This is a genomic window from Cytobacillus gottheilii (assembly GCF_018582665.1).
Taxonomy (GTDB): Bacteria; Bacillota; Bacilli; order Bacillales; family Cytobacillaceae; genus Cytobacillus; species Cytobacillus gottheilii.
Map to the genome: position 1 here is coordinate 4,370,551 of NZ_CP071709.1, position 17,554 is coordinate 4,388,104.

Annotated in this window: 14 protein-coding genes, 1 pseudogene and 1 riboswitch; of the genes and pseudogenes, 5 read left to right on the forward strand and 10 right to left on the reverse strand. The window is 39.9% G+C overall.

Annotated features, from left to right (window positions below; all coding sequences use genetic code 11):
* Positions 1–62: 62 nt before the first annotated feature.
* The 3 genes from J1899_RS21525 to rbsK form a co-directional block, all read right to left on the reverse strand.
* Positions 63–917, reverse strand: a complete 855-nt coding sequence (locus tag J1899_RS21525) for a transporter substrate-binding domain-containing protein (protein WP_214476628.1) — start codon at positions 915–917, stop codon at positions 63–65.
* A 102-nt stretch (positions 918–1,019) separates the two neighbouring features.
* A riboswitch (Lysine riboswitch) is annotated at positions 1,020–1,203 on the reverse strand.
* 93 nt (positions 1,204–1,296) lie between these two features.
* Positions 1,297–1,854 (reverse strand): nitroreductase family protein, encoded by a 558-nt coding sequence (locus J1899_RS21530; protein WP_214476629.1) that lies wholly within the window; start codon positions 1,852–1,854, stop codon positions 1,297–1,299.
* A 132-nt stretch (positions 1,855–1,986) separates the two neighbouring features.
* Complete coding sequence (gene rbsK, locus J1899_RS21535; protein ID WP_214476631.1) at positions 1,987–2,844, reverse strand: ribokinase; 858 nt, start codon at positions 2,842–2,844, stop codon at positions 1,987–1,989.
* Positions 2,845–3,022: 178 nt separating this feature from the next.
* Between rbsK and guaC the strand changes: the two genes are divergently transcribed.
* Positions 3,023–4,006: a GMP reductase gene (guaC, locus tag J1899_RS21540; RefSeq protein ID WP_214476633.1), complete on the forward strand. Its 984-nt coding sequence runs from the start codon at positions 3,023–3,025 to the stop codon at positions 4,004–4,006.
* A 185-nt stretch (positions 4,007–4,191) separates the two neighbouring features.
* Here guaC and J1899_RS21545 read toward each other — a convergent pair whose 3' ends face one another.
* The 4 genes from J1899_RS21545 to J1899_RS21560 are packed head-to-tail and all read right to left on the reverse strand — an operon-like array spanning position 4,192 to position 8,379.
* A complete protein-coding gene (locus J1899_RS21545; protein WP_214476635.1) occupies positions 4,192–4,947 on the reverse strand; it encodes a PHP-associated domain-containing protein in 756 nt (251 codons plus the stop codon).
* Positions 4,948–4,965: 18 nt separating this feature from the next.
* The gene (locus tag J1899_RS21550) at positions 4,966–5,790 is read right to left on the reverse strand and encodes an energy-coupling factor transporter transmembrane component T family protein (protein ID WP_246586542.1); all 825 of its coding nucleotides are present in this window, start codon (positions 5,788–5,790) and stop codon (positions 4,966–4,968) included.
* Complete coding sequence (locus J1899_RS21555) at positions 5,765–7,471, reverse strand: ABC transporter ATP-binding protein (RefSeq protein WP_246586543.1); 1,707 nt, start codon at positions 7,469–7,471, stop codon at positions 5,765–5,767. The genes J1899_RS21550 and J1899_RS21555 overlap by 26 nt, the downstream gene beginning before the upstream one ends.
* A gap of 26 nt (positions 7,472–7,497) precedes the next feature.
* Positions 7,498–8,379: a DUF8171 family membrane protein gene (locus tag J1899_RS21560; RefSeq protein WP_214476640.1), complete on the reverse strand. Its 882-nt coding sequence runs from the start codon at positions 8,377–8,379 to the stop codon at positions 7,498–7,500.
* Positions 8,380–8,537: 158 nt separating this feature from the next.
* Between J1899_RS21560 and J1899_RS21565 the strand changes: the two genes are divergently transcribed.
* The gene (locus J1899_RS21565) at positions 8,538–9,368 is read left to right on the forward strand and encodes a MurR/RpiR family transcriptional regulator (RefSeq protein ID WP_214476641.1); all 831 of its coding nucleotides are present in this window, start codon (positions 8,538–8,540) and stop codon (positions 9,366–9,368) included.
* A gap of 121 nt (positions 9,369–9,489) precedes the next feature.
* Here the strand turns inward: J1899_RS21565 and J1899_RS21570 are convergent, their stop codons facing one another.
* Both J1899_RS21570 and J1899_RS21575 read right to left on the reverse strand, forming a co-directional pair.
* Positions 9,490–11,496 carry a methyl-accepting chemotaxis protein gene (locus J1899_RS21570; RefSeq protein ID WP_214476644.1) on the reverse strand — a complete coding sequence of 669 codons (2,007 nt, stop codon included), beginning with the start codon at positions 11,494–11,496 and terminating at the stop codon, positions 9,490–9,492.
* Between the two features lie 191 nt (positions 11,497–11,687).
* Positions 11,688–12,257: a DUF6434 domain-containing protein gene (locus J1899_RS21575; protein WP_214476646.1), complete on the reverse strand. Its 570-nt coding sequence runs from the start codon at positions 12,255–12,257 to the stop codon at positions 11,688–11,690.
* Between the two features lie 195 nt (positions 12,258–12,452).
* Here J1899_RS21575 and J1899_RS21580 point away from each other — a divergent pair, with 195 nt between their 5' ends.
* Positions 12,453–13,868, forward strand: coding sequence for a sodium/glutamate symporter (locus J1899_RS21580; protein ID WP_214476648.1), 1,416 nt, complete (start codon positions 12,453–12,455; stop codon positions 13,866–13,868).
* A gap of 162 nt (positions 13,869–14,030) precedes the next feature.
* On the opposite strand, the pseudogene J1899_RS21585 reads toward J1899_RS21580, so the two are convergent.
* Positions 14,031–14,601: pseudogene (locus J1899_RS21585) on the reverse strand (TetR/AcrR family transcriptional regulator).
* A 194-nt stretch (positions 14,602–14,795) separates the two neighbouring features.
* On the opposite strand from J1899_RS21585, the gene J1899_RS21590 reads away from it, so the two are divergent.
* Together J1899_RS21590 and J1899_RS21595 are read left to right on the forward strand one after the other, a co-directional pair.
* On the forward strand, positions 14,796–15,554 hold the full coding sequence (locus J1899_RS21590; protein ID WP_214476650.1) for an SDR family oxidoreductase: 759 nt from the start codon (positions 14,796–14,798) through the stop codon (positions 15,552–15,554).
* Between the two features lie 232 nt (positions 15,555–15,786).
* Positions 15,787–17,481, forward strand: a complete 1,695-nt coding sequence (locus tag J1899_RS21595; RefSeq protein ID WP_214476652.1) for a methyl-accepting chemotaxis protein — start codon at positions 15,787–15,789, stop codon at positions 17,479–17,481.
* Positions 17,482–17,554: the final 73 nt, after the last annotated feature.

The following is a 17,554-nucleotide window of genomic DNA, read 5'->3' on the forward strand; positions in this document are numbered from 1 at the left end:
ATGAATATGTCAAAAAAGAAGCCGGCTACATGTCATGTCATGCAGCCGGCCGTGCAGCGGTATTAGTTTGCTGCTGGCTGATTTTTAATCGCCTCATCCATAATTTCTACACGTTCTTCTTCAGAGATACCCGCTAAGATTTCATTGATCTTTTCAGTTAGCTCGCTGTCTTTTGCAACACCTACAGCAATAGCTGTATCGTCCTCAGATGTTTCAAAGCCTTCTGTAAATTCAACCATTGCAAAGTTTTCATTTGCAGAAGAAGCACTCACACCTTCAGGACGTTCGGAAACGTAGCCGTCAATTACGCCAGATTCTAGCGCAACACGCATAGCAGGGAAGTTGTCCATTGCCGGCTGCTGTTCAACACCATCAATTTGTTCAATAACTGAGTAATGGAACGTATTCAGTTGAGCCGTTACTTTTGCACCGCTGAAATCTTGAATAGAAGTGGCATTTTCATAGTCTCCGCCTTTTTTCACTACCATGACAAGGTCGGATTTATAATAGTTGTCTGAGAAATCAATTGTTTGCTTTCTTTCCTCAGTTGGTGACATCCCTGCGATAATCGCATCAATTTTATCAGAAGTTAAGGCAGGTACAAGACCATCCCACTCTGTTTTAACAATCACTAGCTCTTTCCCTAAGCCTTCAGCGATTTTTTTCGCAATTTCCACATCATAGCCGCCTGCAAATTCAGCGTTTCCATCAATTTTTACACCGCCATTTGCATCATCCATTTGTGTCCAGTTAAAAGGTGCATAACCTGCTTCAAGACCTACACGGAATACATCTTTCTCAGCATCAGAATCTGAGCCTGAACCCGCAGAACCCTCATCTGAGCTAGTCCCGCACCCTGCTAAAAGCAATACTGCCGCAAGTGCCAATACACTTAAAAACGATAATTTTTTTCTCATATTTTTCTGCCCCCATTTTTTCTTTTAATAAAAAACAAAAAAGACCTGAGATGAACTCAGGTCTTTGTATACATAGATAGCCTAAATCCTCCACTTTTCCCTTAAAGAGATAGCACACCTCGAGTAAACCGGGAAGTTTACCGAGACAGTCCTGCAGCTCTTAACTGCAGACCCAGCATCCAATACTTGAGCATATTGCACACTTCGGCGGGATTTCCTTCTTTTTAGCATCATCGCTGCTCACGCTCAACTAAAAACTAATAAATACCGCACCTCTACCTCACCGAAAAGTGAGGTTTATTCAATTTTCATATAATCATAGGCTACAATAAAACATATAGTTCTGTCAACCTAGTAAAAACTGACAGCTTTTGGTTAGTTATTCTGAAATAATTTCTAGCTTTTCTCTAATAGAAGTTCTTGGCTTTGCTTCCGGCACATGTTCAGCATATCCGATCATTAATGTGCCAACGATCTTTTCACCTGGCTGCACACCCACCTTTTCACGGAAAACCGGATTGTAAATCCAGTCATTTGTGCGCCAGATCATTCCGATCCCTCTTGCCCATGCTGCAAGCTGGAAGTTTTGAATAAATGCTGAAACGGCCCCGTAATCCTCGTCCCATGTTTTTTGACGAGGATCCTCAGGCATAATGACGACTAGATGTATGGGAATAGAACGGAAATACGCTGCTTTTTTTGCTGCCTTTTCTGCCGCTTCCTCTCCAGTGCCCTGAGTTGCTTTAAAAGCTTCTATATATTTTTCTTTTCCTTCCCCGCTATATAAAAGAAAACGCCATGGCTCAGTCATTTTGTGGTTTGGCGCCCATTTTGCTACCTCAAGCAAGTCAATGATTTCCTCAAGAGCTACTGACTTCTCCTGAAACTTCTTAATGGAGCGTCTTCCTTTAATCAATTCATCAATACTTTGCTGCATTTCTCCTCATCCTCTCTCATTATTCCCCTCTTCTTATAAGCGTAATTTAAATTGGTCTTTTAGGCAATTTAAGCGTCCATGGAGTGTGTTACTGAGATTTATTTATCTATGACTGTACTATCTGCTATGAGCTTACTTATTCAAGTCCGACCTGCTTGGCATTCCTGCCTGGGCACCAAGTTTTGTTACAGAAAGACCTGCTGCTTTAACGGCAAATTGGCAGGATTCTTTTAAAGGCAAGCCCTCAGAAAGGGCAACTGCTAAAGCACCAATAAATGTATCCCCTGCTCCTGTTGTATCAATTGCATCCACTTTTAATGCAGGTATCGAGACTCTTTCTCCTTGATCAAAATACTCCGCACCGTCTTTTCCTTTCGTGATAACCAGCTTTGAGAGAAGAGCTTCTTTGTTTGTAAATGCCGAAAACAGCTTGTTAGCCTCCGCTTCATTTGGCGTGATATAGGTAATTTTATCAATCCAATTTTCTGGTATGTCATGATAAGGAGCAGGATTGACGATCACATTTACATGACCTTCAGCAGCTATTTCTAGTGCTCTTTCTACCGATTCAAGCGGTATTTCAAACTGAAGCAGCAGCCAGCTGCTCTTTAATATCTCTTCTCTATGCGACTCAACCATTTCTGGTGTAATTCTCTTATTCGCTCCAGGCACGACTATAATTTTATTATCGTTATTCCAAACTGTAATACTGGCGATCCCCGTTTTTTCATTCTTTAGACTGCGAATATGCTCAATATTAATCTGATGGCCTTTTAAATGGTTTATATATTGCTCACCAAATAAATCGTCTCCCACACAGCCAATCATTTTTACCGGCGCCCCCAGTTTTGCTGCCGCAACCGCCTGATTAGCCCCCTTTCCTCCTGGCACTGTAAGAAAGTTTTCTCCCAGAACTGTTTCGCCTAATGCAGGCTCTCTGTTTGTAATTGTAACAAGATCCATATTCATACTGCCGATTACAGTGATCATCTTTATTCTCCCTTCAATTAGTAAAAAACACGAAGAATTATCTCCACTCTACTGTAAAGAATAAGTTAAATAAAAGTAAAAACCTTTGACAACTGCAAAAAAATCCTGTAAATTACCGTATGTACGAACATTTAATAACTAACACAATAATAATATTCGCTTTTAGGAGTGTTGAACCTTGGATAATGTATTTGATTATGAAGATATTCAGTTAATTCCTGCAAAATGCATTGTAGATAGCCGTTCTGAATGTGATACATCTGTTAAATTTGGCAAGCATACATTTAAGCTGCCAGTTGTGCCTGCGAATATGCAGACTATTATTGATGAGAAAATCGCTGCTTATTTAGCTGAAAATAATTATTTTTATATTATGCACCGCTTTGAACCGGAAACACGTATTGCATTTATTAAAGATATGCAGTCTCGTGGTTTAATTGCCTCAATTAGTGTTGGGGTAAAAGAAGAAGAGTACGGGTTCATTGAGCAATTAGCGGCAGAGAAGCTTGTGCCGGACTATATTACAATTGATATTGCCCATGGTCATTCAAATGCTGTAATCCGTATGATTCAGCATATTAAGAAGCATTTGCCTGAAAGCTTTGTCATTGCCGGGAACGTCGGGACACCTGAAGCGGTAAGAGAACTTGAACACGCTGGTGCAGACGCAACAAAAGTCGGAATCGGACCAGGGAAAGTTTGCATCACAAAGATTAAAACTGGGTTTGGCACTGGCGGCTGGCAGCTTGCGGCATTACGCTGGTGTGCAAAAGCAGCAAGCAAGCCAATCATTGCTGACGGCGGTATCCGTACACATGGCGATATTGCAAAATCAGTCCGGTTTGGTGCTTCAATGGTTATGATCGGCTCTCTTTTTGCGGGGCATGAGGAATCACCTGGCGTTACAACTGAAATTGACGGCAAACTAGTTAAAGAATATTTTGGCTCGGCTTCAGAGTTCCAAAAGGGAGAAAAGAAAAACGTTGAAGGCAAAAAAATGTATGTTGAGCATAAAGGTGCTTTGCAGGACACATTAACCGAAATGGAACAGGATCTGCAATCCTCCATCTCATATGCTGGCGGAAACAAACTTGAATCCATTCGCACTGTAGACTACGTAATCGTGAAAAACTCTATTTTCAACGGTGATAAAGTTTATTAATACTGTGATAAGGCCAGGGAGATCGTTCTCCTGGCCTTTTTTATTTTGGATTGTGCAATTTGGATGAAGGCTATATCCGTAATTGATTCATTAAAAAAAGCAAAAGCCCGCTTGTCTCCTTCTGACTAGCCAGGCTTTTGCTGCTACCATTGTGAAATGCGGAAGACAGTCTGTTCTCCCGTTTTTTATACGGTTAATGCCTCTTTCATTTTTTTCTTAACGATTTTAGCTGCATTAATTTTTGTGTGCAGATTTGGGGCAATGAAGCGTTTGTACTGGTTTCCTTTAATGGCTTCTCTGATTTCCTGGGCAGTGCTAAAGTCTTTTTCAAATACATTTTTGACAACTCCAATGTGGATAGGGTGATGGGAGTCGCTTCCGCAAACGACTGGAATGTCCAGCTGTGCAGCAAACGACAGAACATCTTCCATCATTTCTTCTATCCCATGCTCATGCATATCTTTTCCATTCAAATCAAAAGCATGGAACCTTTTGAGCAGAGCAGGATCATGATGATGCAATGGTGTTGTTTCTCTTAACGGATGGGCACCAATCATCAGCAGGTCATGATGCTCACCTAAGTCCAGTAAGTTCGGAAGTGAGATAAAGGATTCCTTATCCGTATGGAAATCAAGCAGCCTGCGGATTTGCAGAAGCCTCTCTTTATGTCCTATGAATAAAATATGACCTGTTTCGTAAACATCAATTTCCATTCCAGTAAACACTTTAAAGCCATCAACATCGTAATAATCATCTATATAATCAAAGTGCTCATCGAGCTGCTCGTAGATTTCATAGTAATTTTTCGTGTTAAAATGCTCCGTCATTGCGATTGCAGTCAGTCCTGCCTCTCTTGCATTCAAAATAACCTCTTTAAAAAATTCAATATCAAAATCCACTCTTTTTGCCAGTTTAACATGTGTATGAAAATCTATGATCATGCTGAATCTTCCTTTCTATTAAAGCGGGAATTGATATCCCACTATGTAGATCAATGCTGTTATTAGCGTACTAATTCCTATAAAATAGTAATCATATTTTGTCATTTTTAAATAATTCAGTTTGATATCTTTTGCAATATTATTCTCCAGCGTGTAACTAAAACCTCTTACCTCTAAAACCTCTACCGTTGTTCTGGTCCGCTTCGCTGTATTCAGCATCATCGGATAAAAGGCCATGATACACATTTTGATATAGTAAAAGACATAACGGCTGTAAAGAAAGCCTGATTTAGCCGGCAGCTTCCCTCTTAATCGGAAGGAATGAATAATGTTCTGATATTCCTCGATTAAAATCGGCAGCATACGATAACCATATGAAACGCCAAAGCTAAACTTTCCTGGTACCCCTAATTTAAGAAGTGCGTCACTAAACTTTTCAGGATCCATACTTGTAAAGACTGCCATTGTCGCTAAGGAAACCGTAGCTACCTTCATCGTCACTGGAATAACAGCAATTAAGACTGTAAAGCTATTGCCTAAAAACATGGCCGCAAAAACCAAATACGTAAACTGCGAAATAACACCAACAATCAGAAGGAATATAAGCAGCGGGCTTACTCTCGACATATAGGCAAGTACTGCCGTAAATAAGGTCAGCCCAATTAGGATCGTCTGATTATGTGTCAGCCATGGAATGATTGAATAGATGAGCACCCAGAGAATCAGCATACGCGGATCCAGCTTAGCAAGCGGAGTTGGTTCATTTCCATATGCTGTTCGCATGAGTTCAATTTTTATATTTTCAACGGTCAGCTTGCTAAAGAACTTTTGAAAAACACTCACTTGCAGATTCCTCCCATTTGATTCTTCTTAAAAAGCCGTCAATCGTGAGTTCAACTGGGTGGATCTTCAATTCATGACATAAAGAAACGATTTGAGGCTCAACCAGTGAGGCTTCCTTTAAAAGAAACTGGTTTGAAAATAACTCCTGCGGTGTTGTATCAGCGATGACTTCTCCGTGATTAAGAACAACCACCCGCGTTGCCCACTCAGCAACAAGCTGCATATCGTGGGTAGCAATCACAGCGGCCTTGACCGAAGAGTCCAGCTCCCCGAGCATGGCAATCATTTCTTTCCTTGTTGCAATGTCCAGGCTTGCTGTCGGCTCATCTAATAAAACAACCTCAGGCTGCATTGCCAGTCCGATGGCAAGGGATGCTCTTCTCTGCTGTCCCCCGCTCAATAAGCGTCCATCCCGATGCTTCAGCACTTCTAGGTTAAACTGCTGAACAATTCTATTCGTAATCTCCTCTTGAGCAGGATGATTGCGCACTTTAAGGAAGAAGGATATATCTTTCCGGATTTCATCTTCAATGAACATCTCTTCTGGATTCTGATAGATATGGGCAATTTTCTCAGCCCTTTTTTCAGGAGAAACCTTTTTAAGAGAATCCCCTTTATAAAAGACATCACCCTGCAGCGGTTTAATCAGACCGGAAATAAGCTTGAGTATTGTTGACTTTCCCGCTCCATTACTTCCTACTAAGGCAATTCTGTCACCTGTCTTAATTTGAAGTTTAAGATTTTTAATAACAGGTACAGTCTTGCGGGATAAGGTTTTATAGCCATAATGTACTCCATTGAATTCAACAATTGACTGCTGTTTTTCAGGAGAGACCGTAAACGGCATACCTTTCTCATGAATGGTGTAGTTTTCAAACCAGCGTCCCGCTTCTTCTAGTGTCACAGGCAATTGCTCTGACAGAGGACGTTCATGAAAGGCTGCCATTGTTACTTGAGGAGGATGTATATGTTTTTCTGTGAGCTCCTCCACCAAGTTCAATGCCTCTTTCACAGGCTTCTTCCACTTAACGCTTCCTTTTTCCATCAGCATCACATCTTTGCAGTAATTCGCAATAAATTCAGTATGATGCTCAATGACAAGAATCGTTAAACCTAATTCGGAATGCAGGTATTTTAACTTTTCGTACAATTGTATAGCATGCGCAGGATCCAGCTGTGCTACTGGTTCATCAATGATTAATACTTCAGGCGTAAGGGCAAGTGCACCTGCTAAAGCCACAAGATGCTTTTGCCCTCCGCTTAACTGCCAGACATATTCATCTGCTAAATGAGTGAGATCAAGAAGCTCCAGTGCCCTCTTGCCTCTTTCCATATAATCCTTATATCCGTAATTTAACGGAGAAAAAATGACTTCATCAAGCACCTTTGGACGAACTAGCTGATTCTCAAAATCCTGATATACATAAGCAACTTTGCTTGAAAGGGATGCAACATTTGAAGCTGCTGCATCCTCTCCATTAATAGACATTTTCCCTTCAAAATCTCCTACATAATAATAGGGGATTAGGCCATTTATCACTTTGCAGAAAGTAGATTTACCTGCCCCATTTCCGCCTATGATTGCCGTAAACTCATGCTTTTTAATTTCGACAGAAACATCCTTTAACACCCATTCTTCTGATCCGGGATATCGAAATGAAACATTTTCAAATAGAATCATTGAACCTGCCCCCATCTGACTTGTTATTATGCTGCTTGATCAAGATCAGCTGTTCCGCTTCCTTTTTTGCGAACCAATTTATAGATGATAAAGGTTGCTCCTGCCGCTAAAATTACCCAAGCACTATAGCCAATCCATTTTTGATCATCTGCAAACTGATTAATAAAGTCTGCTGACCAGAAAGCTAAGTTCATATCCATCTCAGCAATAAATTCTGCAATCATACCAACAAATGTTAAAATAACAATCGTTGCAATTAACCCAGGCGTAATATAAGAACCAATAGATGTTTCCACTTTCGCATCACGCGGACGCATACCTAGTAAAGGTTCGATTTTTCCATATAATTTTGGTGTTAAGATCAACGTAGGAATGAGACCGACTAACACACCTGTAATGACCATTTCATTTAAAAAGCTAACACCTTCTAAGACAACTATACTTTCAGGCAATCCTGGTACGGCATCAAAGCCTTCTACTCCAAACCAGACCTTCCCGATATCAACAATTGTGCTGAGGAGCTGATCAATTCCCACTCCAACAAGGGATGCAATCGCAAGCTGAACCTTGCTTAACGGGTTGCGGACAAGGAGACCTGCAACATATATGGCGAGCGTAAATTCAATGAATCCTTCAATTTCGCCAATGCCGCCAAAATCGCCCATCAGCAAACCTGCAAAAACGATATTTCCTACTGAAGCACCGACTGCAACATAAAGCGGATGAAATAAAGCTGCTAAGATGAGTGGAATAAAAGCAAAATAAGAAATAGAAAATTCAATTGGCCCCACTTCATTTGATGGAAGCAGCTCCGTAATCATTTTCGATAATCCAAATAAAGACATAGACAAAACAAATACCATCATTTTTTGTGACTGTGTTAATTTTCTTTCCTTGTTAATACTCATTTTCTTCACTCCCTTTTTTGATCTTGCCTCCAGTATAGAGATGGTTTGTGAAGATAGTTTTAAGATAATGTAAAATTACTATCTTTTTTATTTATATGAAATTTTTATTTCATTTTTGTAGTATACTCAGATTATGAAGATGAAGGAGGGCACAGAGAATGGTAGATTTCACAAAGCAGCAGCTTTCAAAAAGCCAGCAGATTATTGCTGACTATATCCAAAAAAACATCGATAACGTACCTTTTATGAATGAACTGGACATTTCAAAAGCTTGCGGGACAAGTGTTGCCACTGTATCCCGCTTTTGGAATGCTGTTGGTTTTCAAAATTTAAAGGATTTTAAACAATATATTAAAACGGCGGCAAATCAAGTGACACCAGCGAGCAAAGTAGAGGCGTCCCTGAGAAAATATGAAAACGGCTATACGCCGTTTATGCTTGATAGCGCACTCCACTATTTATCGGACACAAAAAAACACTTAGCAGATCAAAGTTTTCAGCAATCGATTAAAAAAATTGCGAATGCGGAGAACATTCATTTATTTGGTGCAGGCTCTTCAGCAAGTCTTGTTTCGCTATTCGCCTTTCGTCTTAAAAGATTTAATAGTAATGTATACACCTTTAACTCAAGCGGCCATGAGATATTTGAGGATATGATTCATATGAAAAAAGGGGATGTGCTCTTTCTTTTTGGTTTTGTGCAAGCATCTGTTGAAATTAATGTCTTGCTCGATTACGCCAAAAAGAAAGAAATCTGCACCATTTTAATGACAGATATGCTGGTATCTCCATTGCTTGAACAAGCCACTTATACCTTGTATACAAGCAGAGGTGATGTGGGAGAGTTCCACTCTATGGTGGCTCCCATTGCTTTAATTGAAAGCATTGTTGTAAATGTAGGAAAGCAAATGGGAGATCAAGCCTTAGATAAGCTGCATGAACTTCATCAGATTCGGAAGGATTATCATGATCGGCTGCCCCGAAAGTAGACAAGTTGATAGCGATTGACTTAACTGCTTTCACTAATGAAGATTTCTGCTATACGAAAAATTACTTAATGCACAAAAAGCTAATTGCCCGCATTCGGACAATTAGCTTTTTTCAATTGTTTTATAATTTGAATTTCGTTACCGCATTTTGCAGTTCCAGGGCTAAGTCGCTTAAGTTTCGTGCAGATGAAGACATCTCTTCAATTGCTGCTAATTGTTCCTCGGCTCCAGCAGCCACTTCCTGGGTGCTGGAAGTAGTTGTTTTTGTAATAGTGGAGATTTCATTAAAGGAAGCAGAAACCTCCTCTGCCGCAGCTGATATTTCCTCTGACGTGGCCGACATCTCTGAAATATGATCAGCCACATCTTTCGTAAGCTCGACAATTTCCATAAAGAGCTCTCTTGTATCTTTTGCAACGATTACACCATTTTGGACTTCATCAATCACACTTTTCATCGATTTGCTTGACTGTTCAATATCATACTGTATTTCAGTAATGATATTTGAGATTTCTTTTGAAGATCTCTGTGATTCCTCAGCAAGCTTACGGACTTCGTCTGCTACAACTGCAAATCCTTTGCCATGCTCTCCAGCACGAGCCGCTTCGATAGCGGCATTGAGGGCCAGTAAGTTTGTCTGATCAGCTATCGCAGTGATTGCATTTAAGATCTTGGTAATATCCTGTGAACGAACGATGAGTGATTGTGTTAGTTGATCTGATCCAATCACCGATTCATGGATTGCGTTCATTTGCTCTATTGTTTTTTCTACAGACCCACTGCCTGCACCTGCTTTATCCAGTGTTACATTTGACTTTTCTGTGATTAGAGCAGAGGCTTCGGCCATCTGCTGGATGCCCTGTGCGACTTCATCAAGTGCCTGCACACTTTCAGAAACCATTTCTGATTGCGCTGAAGCACCTTCGGCAACAGTTTGCATGGATTCAGCAATTAACATGCTTGTTTGGTTGGATTGGTCTGCACTTGCTGCCAATTGTGCCGATGTGGAGGCAGTTTGCTCAGATCCCTCTTTTACCTGCAATATTAACGAATGCAAATTCTCTTTCATGGTACTAATATCTTTTGCCAGTATTCCAAGCTCATCCTTTGAGCGTATGGCCAGCTTTTCTCCGGTTAAATCACCTGCTGCAATGGTTTGAACTTGTCCTGTTAATTGTTTAATTGGCTTACTGATTCCGTTCGCAATGAGAACAGCTGCTAGAGTAATTAGGATAAAAGCAGCAATAATAATAATGATCGCTATGTTTCTAATACTATCCGTAACTGTTAAAACAACATCTAAAGGTGTAAATAAGTAGATGCCAAATCCTCCAGCTTGCAATGGGGCATAAGAAACTAACAGATCTTCCCCATTCTCTTGAATGGTTTTTGTGCCGCTAGCTGTTTTCCCCTCTTCTAAAAGCCCTTTCAAATCAGCAGAAAAAGAGGCTTCATCAACCGTTGTTCCAACTAATTCTGTTTCAGGGTGATATTGAATCACATTTTCCTGATCAATTAAGACAGGGTATGTGCCATTATTCGTCCCTTCTTCATCCTCTAAAAACTGCTGCACAAGACTTTCGAAATTAACGGAGGCAGAGACTACACCTAATATATCCCCCTGCTCGGATGTGATTGGGGTAGCAACAACAATGATCCGATTTCCTGTTGCTTTCGATACGATCACATTTGAAATCGTTTGCTCTCCCTTCATCCCGTTTATAAAATAATCCCGGTCTGATAGATTTAATGTCCCGACATTACTTGCGGTTGTATGGGCCTCAACGATTCCATCCTGCCCAGTGACAACAACTGTCTCATAATTTGGATCTTGTTCTTTTACAACACTCATTATCTGACTGCGTTCTTCTAAATCTCCATTGATAATGGCATTTGATTTTGAAATAATCGTTATTTCATCTAATCTCTTTAAGATCCAATCTTCCATGCTTGAAACTGTATTCTCTGTTTCCGCTCCTAACCACTCTTTCTCATTTGAAACAACTTCCTTACTGCTTGTTTCATAAATAAGGTAAGAAGCAGCTGCAAGAGGAATTAATCCAATTAATAAAAAATATAAAATAAATTTAGTGCGAATGTTTGCTGATCCTGATGCACGTTTTTTCATTGATTATTCCCCTTTAAATTTTCTAAGCTGTAGCTTACTTTACATATCGGTGAAATTTAAAATAACTTCACTAATATGCCGAGGTTTTTGGGGGTTTTTTTATTGCCAGTTTCTTCATCTATAAAAATATCTATATCAATATAATATATGACCTGATTTAGAGAGGATAAGCACTTCTTCAACTATACTAGTTAAGAATTAGGTTCATACTTGTTGCTTCCAGGACGCCTTTTGATTTCATTCCACGCTTCGATTGCTTCATTACGGCTTCTTCCTTTGTTCCTTGAATCAGAAAAAAAGTCTTGAATAAATTGATTATATTCAAACTGAGGAGCAATGGCTTTCTTATAAGAAGGATCTTTCTTTCTTTTTTCTTCCTCATGCCAGGCAGCTAAAGCATCACGATATGTTTTTCCAATATTACTTTTAAAGTAGTTTTGAATATATGTAGAAAAATGAAAATTTGGTATAACGCTCTTAAAAAAAGCTCTTACATCCTGACTGCAGCGATGATTTTCTGTAATGACAGTATCAAGACTCAAATCACCCTTTGCCTCTACATTCTTTCTAATGTTTGAATTTCTAACAGGTTTTCTGATCTCTCCTGTCTGAAGATAGATTTCTATTCTCTCAGCAATCTCCATTTTGGAACCTGATGCACTGATGCCATTTTCTCTGCAAAATGTTTGCAGTTCAGTTTTTAGCCAATAGTATTCTTTATAAGTATCTATCTTTATATCCTTCGTAAGAACTGGTCTCAAAAGATTTCGCCTCCTATAACGGTTTCAATTTATTTTAGAACAAACGTTCCCTTTTTACAATATTATCCTTTATAATAAGTTTTTCTCTAGAATCCCACTCTGCTTTTGATTACATGTTCACAAACGTGTTTCAGCCTTAATGAAAAAGGTATTAACTCTATAAGCAGTTATTTGGGAAAGGGGGATTTTTTTTTCATGTCTTTAGGAGTTGCTGGTTTTGCGCTTGTTCTTTTGGCCATTTTACTTGTTCTGGCAATGTGGGTTCGGTTGAAGATTAGAATTCTGCAAAAGTTGTTTTTACCGGCATCTCTGATCGGCGGTTTTCTCGCTTTGCTTCTGGGTCCTGAGGTGCTCGGCCGCCTCGTAAGCAGCCTTGGTTTCAGCCGTTTAGAGTCTGGTTTATTTACAGAGGAAATTGTGGAGGTCTGGGCAGATTTACCGGGACTGCTGATTAATGTGGTTTTCGCATGCCTATTTATCGGACTTTCCTTGCCGAAACCAAAGAAAATCTGGAAAATTGGCGGACCACAAACTGCATTAGGCTACACTATTTCTTTAGCTCTATATGTTGTTGGAATCCTGCTTACTATTACAGTTATGACACCTCTTTTTGGTTTAAATCCTGCAGCTGGCGCCTTACTCGAAATCAGTTTTGTAGGCGGTCACGGCACGGCTGCAGGTCTGCAAAGCACTTTTGAAGAGTTAGGATTTCCAGAAGGATATGACCTCGCGATCGGACTTGCTACAGTAGCGATATTATCTGGAGTTATTATTGGGATGGCTTTAATCAATTGGGCAGCACGAAAAGGAAAAACAAAAATATTGGATCATCCCAATGAAATCTCAGTCGAGCAGCGCTCTGGCATTATTAAGGAAGAAAATAGGGAAGGTGCCGGTCTTAAGACGACTTCACCTATGTCTATTGAACCGTATGCTCTGCATCTGGGCTTTATTGGGATTGCAATTTTCATAGGATACATTCTTTTGGAAGGTTTCATCTGGCTGGAGGAAGCTACATATGGAAGCGCCTATGATGTTTTTTTATTTCAGTATGTGCCGCTTTTTCCCTTTGCCATGCTTGGCGGGATCCTCCTTCAACTTGTACTTGGACGATTCGATTCTCATAAACTGACAGATCGTGAAACCATTAATCGCATCCAAGGTGTTGCGCTCGACTTTTTGATTATTAGTGCGATGGCGTCTCTCAGTCTCCAAGTTATTGGAGAGAATTTGCTTCCGTTTATTATTTTCGCTGCAGCCGGAATTATGGTTAATCTACTATTATTCTTGTATCTTGCTCCCCGAATGATTCCAAATTATTGGTTTGAACGGGGGATTGGAGATTTCGGCCAAGGAGTCGGCGTGGCTGCAACAGGGATCATGCTGATCCGAATTGCTGACTCTGACAATAAGACACCTGCGCTGACTGGCTTCGGCTATAAGCAAATTCTATTTGAGCCTATGCTCGGCGGAGGCCTCATCACTTCGGCCGCTGTCCCCTTTATTATTCAATTTGGCGCTATCCCTGTTCTAATTGCAGTAACACTCCTGATGATTGGCTTTTGGTGTTTAGGCGTGCTGTATTTTGGCCGAAAAAAAGAGGAGGAATAAGAGCTCTTCTCTTAGATGCTCTTCCTTCTCTTTATTCTAAAACAAGAATAGATCTTTAGATAATTTTCTGCTAACCTCGCACATTGTCCCTTAAAGGGATACTGAAAGAGTAAAAGGAATTATTTACAAAAAGAAGGCGAAAAGGAGAAAATTTCGTCTCTTTCAGGAAGGTCTGTGTGATAGATTTAATATTTTCACGAGCTGATCATTTAAATAGTCTGCGCTGTAGGAGAAATCACTTTTATACCACTCAATGATAATGCCGATAATAGCATTGGCTTGATATGCACAGTGAATTTGTGCATTTAGGTCTTCTGGCATTTTAGGATCCGCTTCTTGCAGCAATAAACGGTTGATTTCTTCGAACAGCAAATAGTAATACATAAGAGGAACTTTCTTAGAAAAGACAATCCGGTAAAAGTGTTCATACTTTTGAATATGATGAAAGATGCGAATCGTTGAAGAGTTTAGCCTGCTTACTTTTAAGACCGAAACAAAGCGATAAGGTTCTCTGATAAGCACGCGAAAGATCTCCTGTAATTTCTTTAAAATATTCTTCGAAGAGGTCTTCAATTTGAGCATAGTGTAAATAAAAAGTTCCTCTATTAATATTGGCAGTACGGCAAATTTCCGTTACTGAAATGTCTTCAAGCAGCTTTTCATCTAATAAATCAAGCAGGGCATGGTGCAGGGCATTTTTGGTTTTTACAATTCTCATATCTTGTTTTGTCATTTTTTTACCTCTTAATAAACAAATTTTTAAAATCTGTGCACTAACAGCACAATCTCTCTCCACCATCTATTGAAAGCGTTTTATTCTTTATAATATTATTTATTCAACAAGTGTACAATAAAACTCGTTTGAGATTCTTACCATCTATGAATGGATGTGCTCTTGTCACTATGAGTTTAAAGGAGATGTTCACAATGCGATTACAGGACAAAGTAGCGATTATCACTGGTGCAGCATCCGGCATGGGGAAAGCAATTGCCGAATTGTATGCAAAAGAAGGAGCAAAAGTAGTTGTTTCAGATTTAAACTTTGAAGGGGCTAAGGCTGCAGCAGATGAAATTAATAATGCTGGCGGCGAAGCGATTGCCGTTCAAACAAATGTGACGTCTGATTCAGATTTGGAGCAGCTGTTCAATGAAACGAAAAAATCATTTGGGAAGCTTGATATTCTTGTCAATAATGCAGGGATTATGGACGGCATGGAGCCGGTTGGCGAGATTTCCGATGAACGCTGGGACAAAGTCTTCGAGGTCAATACTGTCTCTGTTATGAAAGCTTCTCGTATTGCTATTAATCTCTTTTTAGAACAAGGACATGGAACGATCGTTAATAACATTTCTGCAGGTGGTCTATACGGTGCTCGTGCAGGAGCAGCCTATACGGCTTCAAAGCATGCAGTAGTTGGTTTAACGAAAAACACAGCCTTTATGTATGCAAATAAAAACATTCGCTGCAACGGAATTGCACCAGGAGCAGTCATAACAAATATCAGCTCTTCTATGACAAATGTGAGCGAATATGGCGCAAGCAGGCAGTCACTCGGCATGCCAATCAACCCGCGTGCCGGACAGCCGGAAGAAATTGCCCAAATGGCTCTCTTCCTCGGTTCAGATGAATCAAGCTTCGTCAATGGCCAAGTCATTGCTGTCGATGGCGGCTGGACTGCCTACTAGGAGACAGTTTCCCCAGCAATTTAACAATCGTAACTATAAAGGCACATATGAGCGCCTTGACGCTCGTTGTGCCTTTTTTGTGTTGTTTGAAATGCACCTGTTCCATTTTTATGAAATCATTCTTCTTAAGCCAATAAATATTATTTTATAATACTAATTCAAAAACCTGGTATCCATGCCGATATAAGTAAAGTTGTCTATTTTTTCAAGCACATCAGGAGGAAAAACAGTTATGAAATTATCTATTAAAAATAAATTAATTGCGGGATTCCTGCTTATCTCTCTTATTTTTGGGATTTCCTCATATTTTTCATACCAAAATATGAAAAGTTCCAATGAAGCCTATGATTATATTGTTGATACCGCGGCTGAAGTAAGGAGCATTGTTCAATCCATTCAGACAGATACGGCTTTGCAATCGGGGTATTATCGTGCTTTCATGCTTTATGGCGGCGAACAAAAGTATAGAGATTTAATGAACGAAGCGAATGACCGAGTAGAGGACTCTATTATAAAAGTGAAGGAATTATCAACATTGCAGGAAACTGTTGATCGCATTGACTCGATTGGTAAGGCAAATAAAGAATTTCGCACCGTTTCAAACCGAGTTATGGATGAAAGTACAAATGATAGCGAACAAGCCATTGAAGATGGACTAACTTTCATCGTCCCGATCAGTACTCAATTAACGGATGAGACACTTTCTATGTATAATTGGTTAACTGATGATATTTTAAAGGTCAGATTTCAAGATACACAAGATCAGTCTAAACAAGCTAGAATTACGTTGGTGATTCTAAGTGCCGTGGCAACCTTGTCCGCTATCGCTGCAGGTTTTGCTATTGCAACATTCATTTCAAGACCGATTGTTAAGCTTGGACATGTTGTGAAGCAAGTAGCCTCAGGGAACTTGGATGTCGAAAAAGTAACAGTAAAAAGCAAAGATGAAGTCTATGATTTGAATCAATCATTTGAGCAGATGACTTACAGTCTGCGTGAAATGATCGGCTCTATTTTAAGCAATTCAGATCAGGTGGCTGCTTCTGCTGAACAGCTAAATGCTAGTGCTGAACAATCTAGTCAAGCTTCTGCAACAGTTGCTTCGGCCATTCAGGAGATCTCCGGTGGGGCAGAAGAAACAACAATTAGGCTTGAAAAGAATACGAACTCTCTAAAAGAAGTTTTACAAGGCGTCGTCATGATTTCCGAAAGCTCTGCCAATGTTTTAGAATTGGCGAAAAGAACAGGTACTGAAGCGAAGGAAGGCAGCCGCTATGTCGAAAATAACATGCAGCAAATGCAGTTTATTCATCAATCCATTCTGCAGTCTAATGATGTCATTGCATCCCTCTCACAGCGTTCAAAAGAAATTGGCACGATATTGGATGTGATCAGTACTATTGCAGATCAAACAAATCTGTTAGCATTAAACGCTGCGATCGAGGCTGCCAGAGCGGGTGAAAATGGGAAAGGTTTTGCGGTTGTAGCCGATGAAGTACGTAAACTGGCTGAGCAATCACAAGAGTCTGCTAAAAGCATTAGCAAGCTGATTGGGCTTATACAGCATGATACGGATGAGTCTGTGAAAATCATGGGTGAAGCTGTGGTGAATGCAGAAGAAGGTGTAAAGGTATCTCAGCAGACTTCAAGCAAATTTGCTCAAATTCTGCAAAGTACACAGCGTATTACACCAGAGATTGAGCAAGTTTCAGCAACTGTTCAGGAGATTTCTGCAAGCATAGATGAGATTACCCATTCAGCAATTGAGATATCCAAATTAGCACAAACAAACTCGGCCAGCTCTGAAGAAGTTGCTGCCTCTACCGAAGAACAGCTTGCCTCGATGGAAGAGATTGATTCATCAGCTCAAAGTTTAGCTTCAATGGCTGAAGAACTGCAGCAGGTTGTGGCGCAATTTAAATTATAAGATACAGTTAAAAAACCGTATTGTACTATTAATATCAAATAAAAAAGGCTGTCCAAATGTCAAATAAATGACT